The sequence below is a fragment of the Flavobacterium sp. NRK F10 genome, assembly GCF_024054235.1.
GTDB lineage: Bacteria > Bacteroidota > Bacteroidia > Flavobacteriales > Flavobacteriaceae > Flavobacterium > Flavobacterium sediminis.
Map to the genome: position 1 here is coordinate 2,739,458 of NZ_JAMXLC010000001.1, position 19,739 is coordinate 2,759,196.

Sequence of the window (19,739 nt, forward strand, 5' to 3'; positions counted from 1 at the left end):
ATTGCAATTCGGAAATATCAATGGTTCGTTCATTGGTCAGATTTCCTTTTTTCACGATTTTTCCATTAATATCCATAATCATAAACTCCATAGGAAGATTGGTCGTTGTATTAGTCTGAATATTGATCAAACCGTTTGTAGGATTAGGATACAAGGTAAGTGAAGTGATTTCTACAATCTCATCTTCTTTAGTTTCGATCAGTTTAGCGGAACAACTTGTGGCTGTTACCGATCGTGTGCCATTAGAATTATTGGTAGAACCTATGCTGTTTTTAGCTTTTATGTAGTACGTATAAGTTGAACCCGCATAAATAAGATAAGTGTTCAGGAAAGAAGTTCCAGTGATATCAGAAGCATACAGGTTGCCGTTTCTGTAGATGTCATAGGAAGTAGCATTAGCAGAAGTAGTCCATGTTAAATTGATAGCACTACTGCTTCCGCTACATGTAGGAGTGGCGGTTAGTGTAAACGATCCAGGAGAGCAAGTAACAGCAGTTGCAGACTGTGTACCGTTTGAATTGTTAGTTGTACCTAAACTGTTCTTAGCTTTTACATAGTAACTATAGGTAGATCCCGGTGTAATTAAATAAGTGTTAAGGAATGAAGTACCTGTAATATCTGAAGCATATAGGCTGCCGTTTCTGTAAATATCATAAGAAGTAGCATTAGCCGCTGTAGTCCAGGTTAAATTAATGGCACTTGTAGTACCGTCACATGTTGGAGTAGCAGTTAAAGTAAATGTACCGGGACCGGAACAATTTGGTGCTGTAGCCGAAAGTGTGCCGTTTGAGTTAGTAGTGGAACCGCTTGAATTTTTAGCTTTTATATAGTATGTATAAGAAGTTCCGGCAGTAACATTGGTATTTACAAAAGAAGTCCCCGTAATGTTAGTGTATAAGCTTCCGTTTCTGTAAATGTCATAAGAAGTAGCATTTGCCGATGCAGTCCAAGATAAACTGATACGAGTTGAGCTACCGCTACATTGCGGAGTAGCCGTTAAGGTAAATGAACCTGGTGCAGATGCAGTACAAGCTAAATTCAGATCAGATTGAAATGAACTGAAATAAGACATGGCAAAAGTGTCTCTCCAAGTTGAACTGGTTAATTTAGTGGCATCAGAGGAATCTACAAAGCCTATTTCGTTAAGACATCCTGTAGCTGAAGAATAACGTAAAACACCTAAATGATAAGACAGGTAGCTGTTGTCTTCCACACAGCGTCTATTGCTCCATTGTCCGTTTGAAGCCATGTCCGTTTGAATTTTACCGGCAAAGTTGATATCCGGTGTAGTATTGGTATCGTCTTGTGTACAGTAAAATGTTTCTGTTCCGCTACCGCCGCCGGCGTTACAGTGAATGCTTAATAAACGGTCTGCATTCCAGTTGTTTGACATTTGCGCCCGTTGGGTAACAGATATCCAACTGTTTAGGTTGGTAGTTCGGGTCATATAAACGGTCCAAGTACAACTATTCTGGATCAGGTCACGGGTTCTGAGTCCTACTTCTAAAGCGGTTTCGATCTCGGTTGCAGTTCGTCCGTCAGGATTATCACTGGTAGTAGCTCCGTAACCGTGTCCGGGATCTAATACAATGATCTGAGCCTGAAAATTCAGGCTGAATAATAAAGCGATTAAGATAAAATATATTTTTTTCATGAGTGATTACATTTTAAGGTTAGCGATATAGATAGCACCTGACTTATCTTCTGAGAAGATAATTGTTTGGTTGTCAACAAAACTCGGAAACATTTCAAATAAGACTTCTGTTCGGGTAATCTTCTTTACAGTTCCGTTTTCAATATCAAACCAATAAAGATCTGAATTTGAAACATTGTGTCCGTCTTCGCTTTCATCTAAGAATCCGATGAGGTACTTTCCGTCTTTTGACCAAGAGGTCGCTAATCCTGTACCGATTTTTTTACCTTTTCCGTTTCCTGTAATATCATAAATGTAAATATCGGCTCCTTTATGAACAGCTACTTTTGAACCGTCAGGGGAGAGCAAGGCGTTGTAGTATTGCCCTTCTTCGGAAGTTATAATCCATGATTTTTTGGTAGCCAAATCTTTAGCTTCTATTTTCAATGTTGCTAAATTGGTATAAACAACGATTTGACTGTTTGTTTCTTTTGATGTTCCGTGATATGAAGCAATTGTATTAACCTCTAATTCGGGCATCGCTACAGTTCTTCCGGTTGAAATACTGTAACTAAATGCTTTAGCATTGTTAAAATATTCTTTTTCTTCTTTTTGTCTGAAATAAACAGTGTCGCTATTCTGATCCCAAGAATAGCCATAGCCGCTTCCTTCTTTATCTGTTACCTGAATAATCTTTTTAGTAGCCAGTTCTAAGATATAAACTCCTCTGAAGTGTCGTCCCGTTAGCAGAACGTGTTGTCCGTCTGGTGAAACTAATGGATTTGTATAAAAGCCATCAACTTCAATTTGTTTCATTTTTTCCAGTTTTTGGGAAAAACCGGTAAAATTTGCAATAACCAGTAAAATTAAAAGTAAAATTTTTTTCATAATATATAATTTATAGGTTTGTTATTACAAAAATAAAATAATTTATTAATTATCAAATAGCTAATACGTTATGTGTAGTTTAAAAAAAGAAACCGCCTAAGTAAAGTTTAGACGGTTTCTTTTAAATATTGTATTTTGGATCTTTTTAGATAATTTCCGGTTCTTGTTGGCTTAAACAATGAAAGCTACCCAATCCCCAAATGATATCAGTTGAGTCGATGCCGATTACTTTTCGGGTTTTAAAGCAATCTTGTAAGATATCCAGAGCTTTTACATCATTTTGGTCATCTCTGAAAGTCGGAACGATTACTTTTTGATTTGAAATGTAGAAGTTAGCATAAGAAGCCGGTAAAATCTGATCTTCATAAATGACAGGTTTTGGCATTGGAAGTTCTACAATGTTGAGTTGTTTTCCGTTTTTTAATCGCATTCCTTTAAGCAAATCCAGATTTTCCTGAAGGATCGCATGATTTTCATCTGCTTTGTTCTCTTCGATAACCGTTACAACAGTATCTTCGTTTACAAATCGGGTAATATCGTCAATATGCCCGTCTGTGTCGTCACCTATAATTCCGTCATTAACCCATAGAATATGATCTACACCGTAATAGTCTGTTAAATATTGTTCTATCTGAGTTTGGTTCAGATGCGGATTTCTGTTTTCATTCAACAGACAAGCCTTAGAAGTTAATAATGTTCCCGCACCGTTAAACTCTACACTTCCGCCTTCCATTACAATTCCGGGATGAAAAACGTGTAATCCTAATTCTTTTCCGATCAGAGTCGGGATTACATCATCTAAATCAAAAGGAGGATATTTTCCGCCCCAGGCATTATAACCCCAATCGACAATAGCTTTTTCTTTTGAATTATGATTCAATAAAAAAGCCGGTCCGTGGTCACGGCACCAAGCATCATTTGTCGGATGAAAATAGAATGTGATCTGACTGAGTAATTCGTTCAGGTTGTTAACTTTTTGGGCGTAAGCGCAGGATTGTATCTGTTGCAAAGCAAAAGTTTTCATATTCTCATTTGCGACATTGATACATACTTTTTGATGATCGGCAACTTGTAAGATGAATTCGCAGTAGGGATTATAAATAGTCTCGATTTTTCCCGGCCAGGATTCTTCTTTGTGAGGCCAAGAAAGCCATAAAGCCCGTTGAGGTGCAAATTCTGCCGGAAAATAAAAGCCTAATTCTTTTGGAGTCATTTTATTCTTAGTTTCAGGTTTCAGGTTGCTATTGTTTCGTGTTGATTTAACTTGAAATTTAGAACTTGAAACAAAATGAAAATTATTCTTCTGCGTCTATAAAACGTTTGGTAATCGGTTGATAACTATCAATTCTTCTGTCGCGTAAGAACGGCCAGTGCATGCGGAAATAATCCGACTCTTTCAGGTCGAGGTTAACAACTGTGGTTTCTTCATTTTCATGAGAGGCAAGATATAATAATCTTCCCTGTGCATTAGTTGCAAAACTTCCGCCCCAGAATTTCATAGCGCCCTCTTGTTCGTAACCAACACGGTTTACACTTACAACAGGAACCCCATTAGCAACTGCGTGTGAACGCTGAATAGTTTGCCATGCATTGTACTGATCTTTATTGGTTTCCTCATCTTGAGAAGTAGCCCAACCGATAGCAGTAGGGTAGAACAAGATTTCTGCTCCCATTAAAGAAGTAATTCTGGAGGCTTCAGGATACCATTGATCCCAGCAGATCAACACTCCGATCTTAGCGAATTTAGTTTGGAATACTTTATAGCCTAAATCACCGGGTGTAAAATAGAATTTTTCATAAAATGCCGGATCATCCGGAATGTGCATTTTTCGGTATTTTCCTAAATAAGTGCCGTCTGCATCAATAACGGCAGTTGTATTGTGGTATAAGCCTTCGGCTCTTTTTTCGAATAAGGAAGCAATGATGACTACACCTAGTTCTTTGGCCAGTTCGCTCATTGTTTCAGTTGTAGGTCCCGGAATAGCCTCGGCCAACTGAAAATTATCGTAGTCTTCAACATCACAAAAATACAGTGATGTAAAAAGCTCTTGTAAACAAACAATCTGTGCACCTTTAGCAGCTGCATTTCTAATTTCTCTTTTTGCTTTTTCAATATTGGTAGCCACATCTTTTACACAAGACATTTGCACCAACCCAACGTTTACGTTTGTCATTTTATTTTTTTACAAAATTAAGGAATTTGAAAAAATAAATTTTAAAAATTTAAAGGGGATAATTACCGTCTGAACTTGTTGTTTGTAATGATTCCTTTGAGCTTAGCCTTCATATCTTCTCCGGTATCGTATACCATTTGTTCATTGGTAGGGAATTGAACTGCTCTGCGGTCAAAGTACTGATAATAAGTTTCATCACAAGCCCGTTTGTCCCCGTTGTAGTTCGCATAAATGTATTCAAAAATGAATTCACTACTTAACGGGAATGAATCGATAAGTTGTTTATTTCTATTGTCAACATAGTCTACAATTCCTGTGATCTGACATGATTTGAATTGCGTGAATTCATAGATGCTGATCGAAATGGATTTCATATTATCGACCTTAATCGGGTTCCCTAAACTGTCTTTTACGACATTTCCATTGCTGTCAAGGAGTGTTTTTGTCCCGTCTTTGATCTGTTTTTCTTTGATGAATTGTTTTTCTTTTATTTGTTCCGGTGAAATATTGATTTGTCGGAAGTTAAGAACCATACCGAAATCGTAAAAAACACCTTTTTGTTTATTACTGTGGTAAACAGTCCATTTATCATTTAATCCATATGTTCCGAAGTTTAACAGATCATCTTGTAATTTGGCAGGAATTACCATGTTGGTTTCATTTTTAGTAGAGACATAAACAAAGTCTGTTCCATTGTATTGAGCCTCGTCCATTAAGGTTCTTACGTCCCTGAAATTAGGATTCAATTGATCCAAATAAGCCAAGTCGTCATAGGCTTCTCTATAGTCCATTTTATTGTTGGTAATCATTAATTTACGGGCATTGTCATATAAATAGCCGGAAAGGTTTTCTTTACTTTGAACAATTTCGCTATTGTAACTTTTCATCAGGAAAATAGCATTTCTGCCTTCTTTTAGCAAGGGTAGAGGCAATAATGGCTTAATACGTTCCTGACGATTATGCAGTTGCATATAAAGGTTGTAAATGCGCTCGTAATTGAAAGCTTTATTTTCAACTTTTAAAAGGGCAATTTCATCTTCATCGCGTTTTTTAGCTTTGGCAAATGCTTCTTCAAGCATGTAAACATAATCTTGTTTGCCTTTAGCAGTTTTGTTTGTGTTTAAATTTTTTACGGCGATGTCGATTGCAGCATCATAATTTCCACTATTTAAATATGATTCTGTTTTTTTTACACCGCTGCAAGCTAATAAGGTTGCATAACATAAAAGGATCAGAGTAATTTTCTTCATAAGTTAACCGTTTTGACAAAGATATATTTTTTTTAGAGCTAATGCGGGCTGTTTGTTATATCTTTTTTTGTTTGGCAAAAGCAAGGCAAAAAGGATGCCAGTTCATTTAAAGAATAAAAAAAAACTCCGGTTTAACCGGAGTTTTTTTTTATTCTTTAAATGCCTTGACAAAAAAGATTGACTTAAAACTTCAGATCCAAAGCCGGAAGTAATTTTGAGGAACATTCGCCAAAACCGATTCTAGTATCTGCATTTTGACAATAACCTCTTAAAACAACAGTATCATTGTCATTTATAGATTTACGTTCACTTCCGTCTTTCATTTTCAATGGATTTTTTCCACCCCAAGTCAATTCTAACATAGAACCGAAACTGTTTTCTGTTGATCCGGAAATAGTTCCGCTTCCCATTAAATCTCCGGAATTTACACGACAACCATTTACTGTATGATGTGCAAGTTGTTGAGCCATTGACCAGTACATGTATTTAAAATTGGATTGACAAACAGAAGTTTCTTCTGTATTTTCAGGTTTAATACTTACTTCTAAGTTAATGTCAAAAGCATGGTCTCCTTTTTGTTGTAAATAAGGTAGCGGAGCAGGATTTTGTTCAGGTCCTTTAACTCTGAAAGGTTCTAAAGCATCCATTGTTACGATCCAAGGCGACATAGAAGAAGCGAAGTTCTTTGCTAAAAAAGGGCCAAGAGGAACATACTCCCATTTTTGCATATCGCGAGCACTCCAGTCATTGAATAAAACCATTCCGAAAATGTAGTCTTCAGCTTCATTTACAGGAATTGGTTCTCCCATTAAGTTTGCATCAGTCGTAATAAAAGCAGTTTCCAGTTCAAAATCAATAAATTTTGAAGGACCGAAGACCGGTTGTGTTTCGCCTGCCGGCAAAGTCTGTCCGTTAGGTCTTCTTACCGGAACTCCGCTTGGAACGATCGTAGAACTTCTGCCGTGGTAACCTACCGGAATATGTAACCAGTTTGGCAATAAAGCATTATCCGGATCACGGAACATTTTTCCTACATTAGTAGCATGTTCTTTACTGCTATAGAAATCAGTATAATCACCGATCTGAACCGGTAAAAGCATTTCTATCTCAGAAACATCAAATAAGATAATTTCCCGATGTTCCTCATGGTCTCTAAGTTTCGGATTTTCCTGATCAAATAATTCTGCTAATCGGTTACGAACCAAACGCCAGGTTTTTTTCCCGTCCGAGATAAAATCGTTTAAGGTATCTTGCATAAACATATCGTCAGTCAGGTCTATTCCTTCAAAATAATTCAGGCGTTGAAGCGCACCCATATCAATAGCAGTGTTGCCGATACGAGTTCCTATAGTGATATCATCGTTTTTGGTAATGAATACGCCGAAAGGAATATTCTGGATGGGGAAATCACTATCTTGGGGAACTGATATCCAAGATTTTCTGTTAGGGTCGTTTGCTATATTTGGCATGGTATACTGTTAGTTTATTGTTGATAAAATAAGAATCAAATATAAAGGTTACAGCCTATTTACCAAACCTTTTTCGTATTTTTGCGTAAATTTTAACGAATTACTAAAAAAATGCAACGCGACGAACAAATTTTTGATCTGATTCTTGACGAACAAGATAGACAAATTCACGGAATTGAGTTAATTGCTTCTGAAAACTTTGTAAGTGATCAAGTCATGGAAGCTGCTGGTTCTTGTTTAACGAATAAATATGCTGAAGGTTATCCCGGAAGACGTTATTACGGAGGGTGTGAAGTAGTGGATATTGTAGAGCAAATCGCGATTGATAGAGCAAAGGCTTTGTTTGGCGCAGAATATGCAAACGTGCAGCCGCACTCGGGTTCGCAAGCTAATACAGCCGTTTTCGCCGCTTGTTTACAGCCGGGAGATAAGATTTTAGGATTTGATTTAGCTCATGGCGGACATTTGACACACGGTTCTCCGGTAAACTTTTCGGGTAAATTGTACCAACCGGTTTTCTATGGTGTGGAAAAAGAAACAGGTGTGTTGAATTATGATAAAATTCAGGAAATAGCAACTCAGGAGAAACCGAAATTGATTATTGCGGGTGCTTCGGCTTATTCCCGAGATATGGATTTTAAACGTTTCAGAGAAATTGCAGATAGTGTAGGAGCTATTTTAATGGCTGACGTTTCGCATCCGGCTGGATTGATTGCCAAAGGTTTGTTAAACGATCCGATACCGCATTGTCATATTGTGACAACAACGACTCATAAAACATTACGGGGACCTCGTGGCGGAATGATCATGATGGGTAAAGATTTTGAAAACCCTTGGGGATATACAACTACGAAAGGAGAGGTGAAAATGATGTCTAATTTATTAGATATGGCTGTTTTTCCCGGAAACCAAGGAGGACCTTTAATGCATATCATTGCTGCTAAAGCAGTAGCTTTTGGTGAAGCTCTAACAGATGAGTTCTTCCGTTATGCTTTACAGGTGCAAAAAAATGCAAAGGCTATGGCAGAAGCATTTGTTAAGAGAGGTTACAATATCATTTCCGGCGGAACGGATAATCACATGATGTTGATTGACCTGCGCAATAAAAATATCACGGGCAAGGAAGCAGAAAATGCTTTGGTAAAAGCCGAGATTACAGTTAATAAGAACATGGTTCCGTTTGATGATAAATCACCGTTCGTTACTTCCGGTATTAGGGTGGGAACTCCTGCTATCACAACCAGAGGAATGGTAGAAGCAGATATGGAAACTATCGTTGCTTTAATAGACAAAGTATTAACTAATCATACAGATGAAAATGTTTTAGAACAAGTAGCGGAAGAAGTGAATGACTTAATGGGGGAGAGAGCTATGTTTGTTTTCTAAAAAAATAAATATTTATAATAAAGAAGCCTTTACAATTTGTAAAGGCTTTTCTTTTATTTCCCGTCTTTATCAACTATGATTTTTTCTTCTCTGTTGGCTAATTCCCAAGCCAGAGCAAAAGCTAATTGAGCGCGTTTTGCCAATGCATCATATTCTATTTTATCCGGTGTGTCTGTTGCCATGTGGTAATCGGCATGTATTCCGTTAAAAAAGAAGATTGCAGGAACACCTTTTTTGGCAAAATTGTAATGATCAGAACGGTAATAGATTCTTTCCGGATCGTTACGGTCATTGTATTTGTAATCTAATTCCATTTGAGTATACTTTGAATTCATACGCTCATTGATTTCATGTAATTCAGAACTCAAACGATCCGATCCGATTACGTAAATATAATTATTAGTAGCAGGATGTAAAGTATCACGTCGTCCGATCATGTCAATATTGATGTCGGCCACAGTATTTTCGAACGGATACAACGGATGTTCGGAATAATAACGAGAACCGTGAAGACCGTGTTCTTCGCCTGTAACGTGTAAGAACAGGATAGAGCGTTTGGGCTTGAAACCATCTTTTTCAGCTAGTTTAAAAGCTTCAGCAATTTCGAGTAAGGCAACAGTTCCTGATCCGTCATCGTCAGCACCGTTATAAACTTCCCCGTTTTTCATACCAACATGGTCGTAATGGGCAGAAACAATGACTACTTCTTCCGGTTTTTCATTACCTTTTATAAAGGCCCAGATATTTTCGGAATCATTTAATTTAGGAGAAAAGCCTCTTGCCATAAATTCTGACGGAACTTTTTGATACCAACTTTCAGCGGCAGGAGGGAATTTTATTTTGTTAGCTTCATATTGAGAAATTAAGTATTTACCTGCTTTTTTCTGTCCTTCAGTTCCGGTATCTCTTCCTTGCATTTCATCGGAAGCTACAATATAAAGGTGTTCCCTTAATTCATTAGGTGTTATAGTTTGTAAGTAAGTATTTATATCTGCTGCTTTTTGAGATTTACCGGCTGAGCATCCGGTTAAAATGATTCCTGTTAACAGATAGATTAGTTTCTTTTTATTCATTTTTAATGTTTTAGAGTTGAAGGCAAATATAAAAATTGATTTTTATTCAGATGATTTATTTATATGATCTTGTTTTGGTAGTCTAATTAACTGTCTTGATGTATTTTTATTGATGATTGTTTATTTTTTTACATTTTTTTAATATATAATAGTTTTTTGTGTAAAATTAATTAAAAAAAACTTTGATTTTTAGTTAAATATTTTAAAATTTGACAGTAGTTAATTTTGTGTTAAAGCTAGATTAACAGTTCGATAATATCGATAAACTATAAAAATAAGGTCTAATAATGAAAAATATAAAGCACATTTTTCATTAAAGAGATAATTGATAATTATTATTTGTTATGGTTATGTGAAGAGTTGTTCTTAAATAAGAACAGCTCTTTACTTTTTTCATTACTAATTGACTAAAAGTCTGTTAAAATATAAAGAATTAAAAAAATAACTGTAATTTTGTTCTTATGAACTATAAAGTACTCCATAGAAGTATAGCTGTTGTAATGGTATTCGTAGTCTTATTTTCTACGTTATCATTTACAATAAGTAAGCACTATTGTGGTGATAAATTGGTGGATACAGCTATTTTTCAGGAAGCAAAGACTTGTGGAATGGAAAAGTTACAAGTGTTGACTAATTCAAAATGTTCAGTTACTAAAAAATCCTGTTGCTCAGATGAACATTTGGTTATTAAAGGGCAGGAAGAAATGAAACTCTCTTCATTTGATAAACTAAGCCTTGAGCAACAATTATTCTTCACAACTTTTTGTTATACTTATTTTAATTTGTTCAATGCAATTGAACAAAAAGAAAATAATTTTAAAGATTACTCTCCGCCTTTAATAGTCAGGGACATTCATCTACTTGATGAAGTATATTTAATTTGATTATTTGATATAGGTTTTAAAAATCCGAAGTGGACTCAGTTCCGTTTTGGACAAAACTTTTTTGTCAAATGATTAAATTAAATAATTATGCTTAATAAGATCATTAAATTTTTAATTGAGAATAAATTAGTAGCCGTCTTATTATTAGTATTGTTTGTCGGTTGGGGAATAATTCATGCTCCGTTCAGTTGGGATACAAAAGTATTACCCAATTATCCGGTTCCTGTTGACGCGATACCGGATATAGGTGAAAATCAACAAATAGTATTTACAAAATGGGACGGGCGCTCTCCTCAAGATATTGAGGATCAGATTACCTATCCGTTAACGACTTCATTGTTGGGAATTCCCGGGGTAAAAACCATTCGGAGTTCCTCGATGTTCGGTTTCTCCAGTATCTATATCATTTTTGAAGAAGATGTAGAGTTTTATTGGAGCCGTTCCAGAATTTTAGAAAAATTAAATTCATTACCTAACGGATTGCTTCCTGACGGAGTTAGTCCTTCGTTAGGACCGGATGCTACGGCTTTAGGGCAAATATTTTGGTATACATTAGAAGGAAGGGATGAAAACGGAAAGGTAACGGGAGGTTGGGATCTGAATGAGCTTCGCAGCATACAAGATTATTATGTGAAATATGCCCTTTCCTCTGCTAGCGGTGTTTCTGAAGTGGCATCGATAGGCGGATATGTTCAGGAATATCAGATCGATATTGATCCTGAGCTGATGCGGCAATATAATATCAACCTTCAACAAGTAGTAAAGGCTGTAAAAGAAAGCAATCAGGATATCGGAGCACAGACTATAGAAATAAATCAGGTAGAATATTTGGTTAGGGGACTCGGTTATGTGAAATCATTGAAAGATATTGAAAATGCAGTAGTAACGTCAAAAGATTTCACTCCGGTAAAGATAAAAGATGTTGCCAAAGTATCATTAGGGGCAATGACCAGAAGAGGGATATTAGATAAAGAAGGTGCTGAAGTGGCGGGAGGTGTTGTAGTAGCAAGATACGGAGCCAATCCTCTGGAAGTCATTAATAATGTAAAAGAAAAGATTAAGGAAGTTAGTACCGGTTTGCCGAGTAAAAAATTAAAGGACGGAAGAGTCTCTCAATTGACAATAGTGCCTTTTTACGACCGAACAGAACTGATCCAAGAAACCTTAGGTACATTAAACGAAGCTTTAACTCTTGAGATACTGATTACAATCTTAGTAATTGTAGTGATGGTTCTTAACTTAAGAGCCTCAATTCTAATTTCAGGTTTGTTACCGGTTGCCGTTCTGATGGTTTTTATAGCGATGAAAGCATTCAATGTTGATGCCAATATAGTTGCTCTTTCCGGTATAGCCATTGCTATAGGAACTATGGTCGATGTAGGAGTGATCTTATCTGAAAATATCATAAGGCATTTAGAAAGTGATTCCAAAAAGTTACCTATAAATACGGTTGTATACAATGCTACTTCAGAAGTTTCAGGAGCAATAGTAACGGCAGTTATGACTACAGTTATAAGTTTTATTCCTGTTTTCACAATGGTCGGAGCAGAAGGAAAACTTTTCAGGCCATTAGCATTTACAAAAACATTCGCACTGATTGCTTCTATAATCGTAGCATTGTTTATTATTCCGCCTTTTGCGGCATTTGTATTTAAAAGAAAATCACTTACTACTAAAGCAGCAGCGCTGATTCAGGCACTATTTGTTCTTATCGGTATTACAGGATTGTTCTATGGGTATTGGTTGGGAATGGTCTTGATTTTATTCGGAGCAATATACTTCTTATCTAATACTAATACAGTTATAAGCAAAAACAGAAATCGTATCAATATCATTATAGCATCGGGAACTATTATAGGATTGTTGTCAGAGTACTGGCGGCCTTTAGGTGTTGATAAAAGCCTTTTTATTAATCTACTATTTGTAAGTATAATATGTTTAGGGTTATTAGGTATTTTTTCTATTTTTCAAAAGTATTATACACACATTTTAAAATGGGCATTGCATCATAAATTACTCTTTTTAACCATTCCGGCTAGTGTATTTATTTGTGGAATGTTAATCTTTAAGAACGCCGGAAAAGAATTTATGCCATCTTTGAACGAAGGAGCTTTCTTGTTGATGCCAACTTCAATGCCGCATTCCGGAGTAGAAGAAAATAAGCATGTCTTGCAACAGCTGGATATGGCTGTGGCCAATATTCCAGAGATAGAAACCGTTGTCGGAAAATCTGGGAGAGTGGAATCAGCATTGGATCCGGCTCCCTTATCGATGTATGAAAATATCATTTTGTATAAACCGGAATATGCCCTAAATGAAGAAGGAAAACGCCAACGTTATAAAATAAACGATGAAGGAGCCTTTGTGTTGAAGGACGGAAAAACGGTTTTTAATCCGAATACTATCAAAAACGATTCAATAGATGAAAGGTTTTATAAAATTTCTCCCGATGATCTGATTGAAGATAATAGAGGGGAGTTGTTCAGAAACTGGAGACCGTTTATCAAATCGGAAAATGATATATGGAATGAGATTGTAAAAAAGACAAAACTTCCCGGAATTACGTCAGCACCTAAGTTGCAACCTATAGAAACAAGGTTGGTAATGTTGCAAACCGGTATGCGTGCACCTATGGGGATTAAAGTAAAAGGACAGAACCTGAAACAAATAGAAGATTTCGGTATCCAATTAGAAGAAATCCTGAAAAATGTAGAAGGTGTAAAAAGTGAAGCCGTATTTGCAGACAGAATTGTAGGTAAACCTTATGTATTGATCGACATTGATAGAGAAAAAATAGCTAATTACGGCATATCAATTCAAATGGTACAAGATGTTTTGAAAGTAGCTGTTGGCGGCATGCCACTTACCCAAACTGTAGAAGGAAGGGAGCGGTATGGCATACGGGTTCGTTACCCCAGAGAATTGCGTTCAAATCCTACAGATCTGGCGAATATCTACATCCCGACAGCGAGTGGTAAACCAGTACCTTTAAGTACTCTGGCTACAATTCAATATGAGCAAGGACCACAAGCGATAAAGAGCGAAGATACCTTTTTGATAGGTTATGTGTTATTTGACAAACTACCTGATTTTGCAGAAGTTAACGTTGTTGAAAATGCTCAGGATGTAATTAGTCAAAAGATAGAGCGCGGGGAACTGCTTGTACCGAAAGGAATCTCATACCAATTTACCGGAACATACGAAAATCAGATAAGAGCTGAAAAAACCTTGTCTTTAGTAGTGCCTTTAGCATTGATCATAATATTTTTAATTCTTTATTTTCAATTTCGTTCGGTAACAACATCATTTATGGTGTTTACAGGAATAGCCGTTGCTTTTGCAGGAGGATTTATCATGATGTGGTTGTATGGTCAGGAATGGTTTCTGAATTTCAGTTTATTCGGAGAGAATTTACGGGATCTGTTTCAAATGCATACCATCAATCTGAGTGTTGCTGTTTGGGTCGGATTTATAGCACTTTTCGGAATTGCTACAGACGACGGAGTTGTCATGGCAACTTATCTGAATCAGTTCTTTTCTAAAGAAAAACCGGAAACCGTTGAAGACATCCGAACGGCTGTTATACATGCCGGAAATAAAAGAATCAGAGCGTGTTTAATGACTACAGTAACTACAATTCTGGCACTTTTACCGGTATTAACTTCAACTGGTAGAGGAAGTGATATTATGATCCCTATGGCAATTCCGAGTTTCGGAGGAATGATCATCGATGTGACATCCTATTTCATAGTTCCGGTGCTGTATAGCTGGAGAGAAGAATTAGTATTAAAAAGAAAATCGAAAAGCGATGAAAAAGCAAATTTTTAAATTACATGTAGTTGGGCTATTAGTTCTTTTTTCGATTCAGACTAAAGCACAGGATCTCAATACAATTCTGGATGAAGCCTTACGGAATAATCCGGAAGTACAAGAAATAGAATCACAATACAAAATTACTAAAGAGAAAGAGAATGAGGTAAATGTATTGCCTAATACAGAATTAGGTATAGGAGTGTTTGCTATTACGCCTGAAACGCGAACCGGAGCTCAGACATTTAAAGTTTCGGTTCGTCAAATGATTCCCTGGTTCGGAACGATCACAGCCCGAGAAAATTATGCGGTATCACTATCAGAAGCTAAATATCAGGATTTAGTGATAGTTAAAAGAAAATTGATCAGTACGGTTTCACAATCTTATTACAAACTGTATGAGATTAAAGAAAAGATAAGAGTATTGGAAGAAAACAAAACACTTTTAAAGACATACGAAAAATTAGCACTGACTTCAGTTGAAGTCGGAAAAGCTTCTTTGGTTGATGTTCTGAAATTGCAGATAAGGCAAAATGAATTAGCTCAGTTGCAAAGTGTTTTGAGCGAACAATTTAAAGCGGAACAAACAGTATTAAATAAACTCCTTAACAGAGATTCTGAGATAGCGGTTGACCTTATTACTGATTTAGAAATTCCGGATGAGAAAGAACAAGTATCATTTGAAAGTCTGGAGATCCACCCGGAACTTCTTAAGTATGATAAGTTGTTTCATTCGGTTGAAAAATCAGAGTTATTAAATCAAAAAGAGAAAAGACCGATGATAGGTTTCGGTCTTGATTATATCAATGTCGAGAAAAGACCCGATATGGATTTCAGCGATAACGGGAAAGATGCCTTGATGCCAATGGTTTCACTATCGATCCCTATTTTTAATAAAAAATATAAATCAGTCAGCAAGCAAAACGAATTAAAACAGGAAGAGATTAAAGCACAAAAACAAAATAAACTCAATTTTTTAGAAACAAGCCTGCAAAAAGCAATTTCTAATAGAAATGCTTCCAGAATCAGTCATGATACACAAGTCAAGAATCTGGAGCAGGCAAAGAGTGCCGAACAAATTTTAATTAAAAGCTATGAAACCGGTACAATTGATTTTAACGATGTACTTGATATTCAGGAATTAGAACTGAAATTTCAAATCAACAAGATTACTTCGGTAGTGGATTATTATATACAAAGTACCATAATTAATTATTTAATTAAATAAAGGGAAAAGATGAAAAAAATTAGTATTTATATAGTATTAGTAGCTGTCGGATTGGTTCTCGGATGGTTACTTTTCGGCAATGAAGAAGCCAATAAAGAATCAAGCCCTGTAACAGCTCAAGAGGCTAAAAAGCAAATGTGGACGTGTTCCATGCACCCCCAGATTATGAAGACAGAACCCGGAAAATGCCCGATCTGCGGTATGGATCTTATTCCGGTAGATCATGACCATCAGGGAGGTTTATCAAAAGAGCAGTTTAAATTGACAGAGAACGCCTTAGCTCTGGCAAATGTTCAGACAACTATAGTAGGAAATAGTGGTGGCGAGAGCAATGTTTTAATCGTATCAGGTAAAATATCGGAAAATGAAGAGGCAAATGCTGTCCAGGCCAGTTATTTTTCCGGGAGAATAGAACGATTGCACATCAACTTTACCGGAGAAGAGGTTAAGGCAGGTCAAGCATTAGCAACGATCTATTCGCCGGAACTGGTCAAAGCGCAACAAGAACTGATAACGGCGGCTTCTTTAAAAAGTACCCACCCGGAACTTTACAAAGCGGTAAGAAATAAACTGAAATTATTAAAACTGTCAGATTCTCAGATCAATCAGATCGAAAGCTCAGGAAAGGTAAAGGAATATTTTCCTATTTATGCAACTGTGAGCGGAACGGTTTCGGAAAAACTGGCAGAACAGGGCGATTATGTGAAGCAAGGACAGCCTTTGTTTAAGATATCCGACTTAAATTCCGTTTGGGCTAATTTTGATGTTTACGAAAATCAGATAAGCAATTTTAAAGTCGGACAAGCCATAGTGATCACTACTGAAGCGTATCCTACAGAAGTTTTTAAAGCCAAAATAGCCTTTATAGATCCGGTTCTGAATCCTGATACCCGAGTGGTAAAGATGCGTGCAGTGATCGATAATAAAGACCGAAAGCTAAAACCATCTATGTTTGTTAAAGGAAAAACAGATAGAGTTAGTCATTCAAAAGAGACCTTGACCGTTCCGGCTACCGCAGTATTATGGACCGGAAAACGTTCGATTGTTTATATAAAACCGAAGCCTGACGAACCGGTTTTTGAAATGCGTGAAGTCCTATTGGGGCAAAAAACAGGGGAAGATTATGAAATAACAGGAGGTTTACAAGCAGGAGAGGAGATTGTTACCTACGGTGTCTTTACAATTGATGCATCAGCTCAGTTGCAGGGCAAAAAATCAATGATGAACAGAAAAGAAGAACCTAACGCATCGGTTAATGTTCCGACAGAATTTAAGAATCAGTTGCAAGTCGTTTATGACCGATATATTGCATTAAAAGACGCTTTGATAGACAGTGATTCTAAACAGGCAAAGCAATTGGCTTCTGCTATTGAAAAAGCAATTGCAGCCGTAGATATGAAATTGGTTCCTAATGAAGCGACTCATAAGCAGTGGATGGCAATAGATCATGCCATAACAGAAAGTGCGGTTGTCATTACAAAATCTTCAGATATTGAAGAGCAACGCAAAGTCTTCAAAAAAATGTCAAACCAATTGATTTTAGCCGTTCAGAATTTCGGAATCAATAAAGCGACCTACAAATTGTATTGTCCGATGGCAGATAGTGACAGTGGTGCTTATTGGTTAAGTAATGAAGAAAAAGTTTTAAATCCCTATTTCGGAGATAAAATGCTAAAGTGTGGCGAAGTAAAAGAAAAAATTAATAACAAATAAATTAATAGAAATAATATGAAAAAAGTGTTCTTAAGTGGTTTGATGCTTGCTGCATTAAGCTTTACCGGATGTAAAAACGAAGCTAAAAGTGAAACGGAACCCGTTGCAACTGAACAAACAGAAAGTTCGGATAATGCAGAACTAGCAGCTGCTACATTCGGAGTACGCGGAAATTGTGAAATGTGTAAAAGCACTATTGAAGAAGCTGTACATCAATTGGAAGGAATTTCTAAAGCCGATTGGGATGTATCTAAAAAGCAGATCAGTGTATCTTTTGATGCGTCAAAAACTAATTTAGAGGCTATTCATAAAGCAATTGCTGACGCAGGATACGATACTGACAAACTGAACGGAAGTACAGAAGCGTATGACAATTTACCGGGATGTTGTCAATACGACCATGCTATGGAGATGAGTGTTCAATAAGCCTGAATGATTGAAGAGTAATCAAATAATCCAAAGGGAAGAATAGCTTGATTTTTCTTTCTTTTGGATTTTTTTTGGATATAGGATACCTCTATTACAGTTTTTTATTTGATCGTTATCCAATCCATAGCTATATAGCTTCTTACTGATTTTACAGGTGTTTCTAATTGCCAATTCTGTTACTGTCTTCTGTCATAAAAACTAAATTCCTAATTATTTTTACATGAAAATATGAAAAAAAAGTGTTAAAAAGGATAGTTTTATTTTCATCGTATTTTCTCAAATTTGAAATAAGTGTATAGTTATGTTTTAAGAAAGTAAAGATCAAACTGAAACAAATATAGAATAAATTCCAAAAAATTAGGAAACAGTAATGAGGTGAATTATAGTTGTGTCTAAGATTTTTTGTAAAAACTTTTTTTATTAAAAAAGATTGAATTTTGAGATGATAAAAAAAGAATTAAAAAGGAACTAAATTCAGTAAAAACAAACGTTTTAAGGCATAAAAAAAGCTCCAGATTTTCATCTGAAGCTTTACGCTGCGGAGAAAGAGGGATTTATCATCCTCTTATAAACGCTTGATATTATTGGTTTTAACAATTTTAAAAATCCTAGGGTCTCGCTTTTGCATCGATAAATAATGTGCAAATTTTTCGAAATCTTATTAGGACAAATCTATGAAAATTAGAGGATTAAACAAAGTAAAAAAGTATAATTATTGTTCATTTATTGAACTGGTTATTACTGTAAAAAGTATGTATAATGAAGTTTAATAATTGATACTTTTTTTAAAAACCTCATCCGATAATTAAAGGTTCTACTTGTTCAATTTTTAAGCTTGTGTAATTACAGAACTCTTCAACCGATACAAACTCATTTTCAAGCTTTTTAAGGTCAGTTCTTATCTTTTGCAACAATCGTGCACTCTGTCTATAACTCTTTCCTGTAATGCGTTGTATGTCCTTTGGATAGATACATATTCTCTTTTTTTCAATTTTCATACTTTATCTATGCCTTTGACTAGGCTTTGAATTACTTATTTCATATTGATTATCAGAATTAATTTTAGTAAAAGTAATTATTATTTGAACTGGTTCAGAAACGATAAATGAACTTGTTTAGATGTCATATGTGTCGAATTTGGACAAAAGTGTCATGTGATGACATATTACTTTGAAGCTTTTATTTATTGTTTAAATTTTGTTTCTAAATCAATCTAAAAGTGTTGCAACGTGATGGAGATTGAAGGTGTTTTTAACTGATTTATTAATGAAATTTTTGAAGTTATGGCTAGACAGAAAGGCATAATTAAATTGAAAGGTACTATCGGGGATATTACCTTTTACAAAACCCAAGATGGTCATTTGGCTCGTGAGAAAGGTGGAATTGACGCGAGCAGAATTGCGAGTGATCCTGCGTTCCAGAGAACGCGTGAAAACGGTTCAGAGTTTGGTAGAGCTGGAAAAGCTGGAAAGATTTTGCGTACCGCTTTAAGACCATTGCTTTTGAATTCTGCTGATGGTAGAATGGTAAGTCGTCTGACACAAACAATGGTAAAAGTGATTCAAGCTGATGCTGTGAGTGAAAGAGGATTACGAAATGTAATTGATGGTGAAGTTGAATTAGTACTTGGATTCGAATTTAATATTCGTGGAAAATTAGGTACTTCTTTATTTGCTCCGTTTACCTCAGCGATTGACAGAGCTGCAGGAACATTGGATGTTTCTATTCCATCGTTTGTACCTGCGAATATGATTGCTGCTCCAAGTGGAACAACTCACTTTAAAGTGATTTCTGGAGGAGCT

Annotated in this window: 14 protein-coding genes; 7 read left to right on the plus strand and 7 right to left on the minus strand. The window is 36.0% G+C overall.

Annotation, left to right across the window (positions count from 1 at the left end):
- The 6 genes from NHF50_RS12395 to fahA all read right to left on the minus strand — a co-directional run.
- A partial coding sequence (locus tag NHF50_RS12395) for an N-acetylmuramoyl-L-alanine amidase (protein ID WP_252776739.1) occupies nt 1–1,654 on the minus strand: 1,654 nt, incomplete at its 3' end.
- A 6-nt stretch (nt 1,655–1,660) separates the two neighbouring features.
- Nucleotides 1,661–2,521: a hypothetical protein gene (locus tag NHF50_RS12400; protein WP_252776740.1), complete on the minus strand. Its 861-nt coding sequence runs from the start codon at nt 2,519–2,521 to the stop codon at nt 1,661–1,663.
- Between the two features lie 145 nt (nt 2,522–2,666).
- The gene (locus tag NHF50_RS12405; RefSeq protein WP_109569957.1) at nt 2,667–3,734 is read right to left on the minus strand and encodes an agmatine/peptidylarginine deiminase; all 1,068 of its coding nucleotides are present in this window, start codon (nt 3,732–3,734) and stop codon (nt 2,667–2,669) included.
- A gap of 82 nt (nt 3,735–3,816) precedes the next feature.
- Nucleotides 3,817–4,695: a carbon-nitrogen hydrolase gene (locus tag NHF50_RS12410; RefSeq protein ID WP_252776741.1), complete on the minus strand. Its 879-nt coding sequence runs from the start codon at nt 4,693–4,695 to the stop codon at nt 3,817–3,819.
- Between the two features lie 62 nt (nt 4,696–4,757).
- Nucleotides 4,758–5,945 carry a hypothetical protein gene (locus NHF50_RS12415; protein WP_252776742.1) on the minus strand — a complete coding sequence of 396 codons (1,188 nt, stop codon included), beginning with the start codon at nt 5,943–5,945 and terminating at the stop codon, nt 4,758–4,760.
- 182 nt (nt 5,946–6,127) lie between these two features.
- Entirely contained in the window at nt 6,128–7,414 is a 1,287-nt protein-coding gene (fahA, locus tag NHF50_RS12420) for a fumarylacetoacetase (protein ID WP_109569960.1), read from the minus strand.
- A 111-nt stretch (nt 7,415–7,525) separates the two neighbouring features.
- On the opposite strand from fahA, the gene glyA reads away from it, so the two are divergent.
- Nucleotides 7,526–8,800, plus strand: coding sequence for a serine hydroxymethyltransferase (gene glyA / locus NHF50_RS12425; protein WP_252776743.1), 1,275 nt, complete (start codon nt 7,526–7,528; stop codon nt 8,798–8,800).
- Nucleotides 8,801–8,853: 53 nt separating this feature from the next.
- Here the strand turns inward: glyA and NHF50_RS12430 are convergent, their stop codons facing one another.
- Nucleotides 8,854–9,873: a M28 family metallopeptidase gene (locus tag NHF50_RS12430; protein ID WP_252776744.1), complete on the minus strand. Its 1,020-nt coding sequence runs from the start codon at nt 9,871–9,873 to the stop codon at nt 8,854–8,856.
- Between the two features lie 461 nt (nt 9,874–10,334).
- Between NHF50_RS12430 and NHF50_RS12435 the strand changes: the two genes are divergently transcribed.
- The 6 genes from NHF50_RS12435 to NHF50_RS12465 all read left to right on the plus strand — a co-directional run.
- Nucleotides 10,335–10,757 carry a hypothetical protein gene (locus tag NHF50_RS12435; protein ID WP_252776745.1) on the plus strand — a complete coding sequence of 141 codons (423 nt, stop codon included), beginning with the start codon at nt 10,335–10,337 and terminating at the stop codon, nt 10,755–10,757.
- Nucleotides 10,758–10,844: 87 nt separating this feature from the next.
- A complete protein-coding gene (locus NHF50_RS12440; RefSeq protein ID WP_252776746.1) occupies nt 10,845–14,585 on the plus strand; it encodes an efflux RND transporter permease subunit in 3,741 nt (1,246 codons plus the stop codon).
- Nucleotides 14,566–15,795: a TolC family protein gene (locus NHF50_RS12445; RefSeq protein WP_252776747.1), complete on the plus strand. Its 1,230-nt coding sequence runs from the start codon at nt 14,566–14,568 to the stop codon at nt 15,793–15,795. The genes NHF50_RS12440 and NHF50_RS12445 overlap by 20 nt, the downstream gene beginning before the upstream one ends.
- 9 nt (nt 15,796–15,804) lie before the next feature.
- Nucleotides 15,805–17,508 carry an efflux RND transporter periplasmic adaptor subunit gene (locus NHF50_RS12450; protein ID WP_252776748.1) on the plus strand — a complete coding sequence of 568 codons (1,704 nt, stop codon included), beginning with the start codon at nt 15,805–15,807 and terminating at the stop codon, nt 17,506–17,508.
- Nucleotides 17,509–17,523: 15 nt separating this feature from the next.
- Nucleotides 17,524–17,934 carry a heavy-metal-associated domain-containing protein gene (locus NHF50_RS12455; RefSeq protein WP_252776749.1) on the plus strand — a complete coding sequence of 137 codons (411 nt, stop codon included), beginning with the start codon at nt 17,524–17,526 and terminating at the stop codon, nt 17,932–17,934.
- A 1,286-nt stretch (nt 17,935–19,220) separates the two neighbouring features.
- Nucleotides 19,221–19,739: hypothetical protein (locus tag NHF50_RS12465; protein WP_252776751.1), on the plus strand; the 519-nt coding region annotated here is incomplete at its 3' end.